The organism is Arhodomonas sp. KWT (assembly GCF_010993615.1).
The window spans coordinates 1-2440 of the sequence record NZ_WNXE01000298.1; the positions used below are offsets into that span (position 1 = coordinate 1).

Below are 2440 nucleotides of genomic sequence, written 5' to 3' on the forward strand. Positions count from 1 at the left end.
GCCGAGCGTCCGGCCTTCCTCGCCGCGGTCAGCGGCGTCGCCGACAACGGCGCGGTGCCGGTGGCCGGCGGCGTGCTCGTGCTCGACGGCGAGGGCCTGGTGATCGGCGCCGTCGGCGTCAGCGGTGACGCCTCCGACGCCGACGAGGCCGTGGCGGTGGCCGGCATCGAGGCCGCAGGCCTGGCTGCCAGCGCCTCCTGAAGACGATTCCCGCCCGCTGCTGATCCCGGGACGCTACGGGATCAGCACCGCCGCGCCCTCCAGGTTGCCGTCACGCAGGTCCCGGAGGGCCTGGTTGGCCTCGCCCAGCGGATAGCATTGCACATGGGTCGTCACCGGTACGGCCGGGGCCACGCGCATCAGTGCCTCGCCGTCCGCGCGGGTTAGGTTGGCCACCGAGCGGATGCTGCGCTCCTCCCAGAGGATGCGGTAGGGGAAGGCCGGTATCTCGCTCATGTGGATACCGGCGCACACCACCCGTCCGCCCTTGGCCACGGCACGGAGCGCGGCGGGCACCAGCGATCCCACCGGTGCGAAGATGATCGCCGCATCCAGCGGCTCCGGCGGCGCGTCCGTGGACGTCCCCGCCCACTCGGCGCCGAGACGCCGGGCGAATGCCTGCGCACGGGTATCGCCCTCGCGGGTGAAGGCGAACAGCCGATGGCCCTCGTGGCGCGCGATCTGGGCGACGATGTGCGCGGCCGCGCCGAAGCCGTAGAGGCCCAGCCGCGTACCGTCGCCGGCCATGCGCAGGGCGCGTTGTCCGATGAGCCCGGCGCACAGCAGCGGGGTGGCCTCGGCGTCGCCGTAGGGCTCGGGGATCGGGAAGCAGAAGCGCTCGTCGGCGACGGTGTACTCGGCATAGCCCCCCTGGAGCTGGTAGCCGGTGAAACGGGCGTCGTCGCAGAGGTTCTCCCGGCCGCTGCGGCAGTAATCGCACTTGCCGCAGACGTGGCCGAGCCAGGGCACGCCGATCCGGTCGCCGATGCCGTAGCGCTCTGCGCCCGGACCGACGGCGTCGACGGTGCCGACGATCTCGTGGCCGGGGATCAGGGGCAGGGTGGGGTCGGGCAGGTCCCCGTCGACCACGTGCAGGTCGGTACGGCAGACCGCGCAGGCGCGTACACGCAGGCGGATCTGCCCCGGGCCCGGCTCCGGTACCGGCCACTCCTGCGCCTCCAGAGGCCGGCCCTGTGCCGGCAGCACCATCGCCCTCATGCGCGCTTCGCTCATGGTCACGCCTCCGCTGCGTGGGGATCCGTCCATTGTGGCACAGCCGCCGGCCGGCGCGGCGTCACAGGCGGCGGAACCACCCCGTGGCGAAGGCGGCCCGCCAGCGTTCCCGCGAGAGATTGAACAGCAGCCGGGCGACGAGCACGAAGGCGAGGCTCCACAGGCCGACGGCCACCGGGATCAGCCCCGGGGCGAACTGCGCCAGCGTCGCCACGGCAAGCAGGACCGTCGCGACCGGCAGCAGCCGGATGCCGGCCACACCCTGGCGGGCGCGCTGCAGCGCGATCCGTGCCATCAGGTGCAGGCCGAAGGTGCCCAGGCCGCCGATGAGCAGGACATGAAGCATCGTTCCCGCCCGCAGCGGAGCGGCGACCCACGCAACAGCGAGGCCGAGTAGTCCGGCGCCGGTCCAGGCGTGGGCCGTGATCAGCCCCTGCACGTCCGGCTGGTGTCTCAGCGTCCACGGCCGCCAGCGAAAGACCCGCCACAGTGCCGCCGCCCCCGCCGCGGCGACCGGGACCGCCGCTGACGGCGCATGGTAGGGCAGCAGGACCGCACCGGCGGTGATACCGAGAAGAATGACCGCCTCGGTCGCCGGCTGGACGGCGGCCATGCCGGTGCGCTCCGCCGTGGGCCAGGCACCGCCGGTGGCGGGCGCGACCACCCGTCCGCCGAGGAATACGACCACCGTGCTGGCCAGCAGTGCCGCCTCGACGAGTGCGCCCGGCTGCCAGGCCGGCGGCAGGACGCCGTCCGCCAGGGCGGCGGTCGCAAGGGTGCCGCCCGTGGCGAGCAGGGTCAGTCCGAACAGGGTGCTGTGCCACTGCCTCGAGCCGCCGAGGAAACGGGGCGCGGCCGTCAGCACGATCGCGACGGCAAAGGCGGCGTTGAGCGCCATCGCGGGTTGCGGCCAGCCCCAGGCGGCGGCGCGGCCCGCGAGCCATAGCCCGGCGAGAGCGGCAGTGCCCGCCGTGCCGGGGCCCGCGGGCAATAGGAAGCCGGCGATCACCGCGAGAAAATAGCCGATGAGGAGCTCGAGTCCGTGGGCCGCCGGCGAGCCCAGCAGCGGCGGCCAGCTGCCGTACGCCATCGCGAACACGCTGACCGGCACGCTCACGGCGGCATAGACGGCGGCCAGGGGGAAGAAGACGGTCTGGGGATCGAGGCTGGGCGCGGCCGGGCGGGCCATGGCGGCACTCCTTGCGGG

Annotated in this window: 3 protein-coding genes; 1 reads left to right on the plus strand and 2 read right to left on the minus strand. The window is 74.0% G+C overall.

Annotated elements, in window-relative coordinates; all coding sequences use genetic code 11:
- The coding region (locus G7A99_RS18090) for a heme-binding protein (RefSeq protein WP_205599909.1) at window positions 1–201 on the plus strand (201 nt) is incomplete at its 5' end.
- A 33-nt stretch (window positions 202–234) separates the two neighbouring features.
- Here the strand turns inward: G7A99_RS18090 and G7A99_RS18095 are convergent.
- Together G7A99_RS18095 and G7A99_RS18100 are read right to left on the minus strand one after the other, a co-directional pair.
- A complete protein-coding gene (locus G7A99_RS18095; protein WP_205599910.1) occupies window positions 235–1233 on the minus strand; it encodes a zinc-dependent alcohol dehydrogenase family protein in 999 nt (332 codons plus the stop codon).
- 61 nt (window positions 1234–1294) lie between these two features.
- A partial coding sequence (locus tag G7A99_RS18100) for an NnrS family protein (protein WP_205599911.1) occupies window positions 1295–2440 on the minus strand: 1146 nt, incomplete at its 5' end.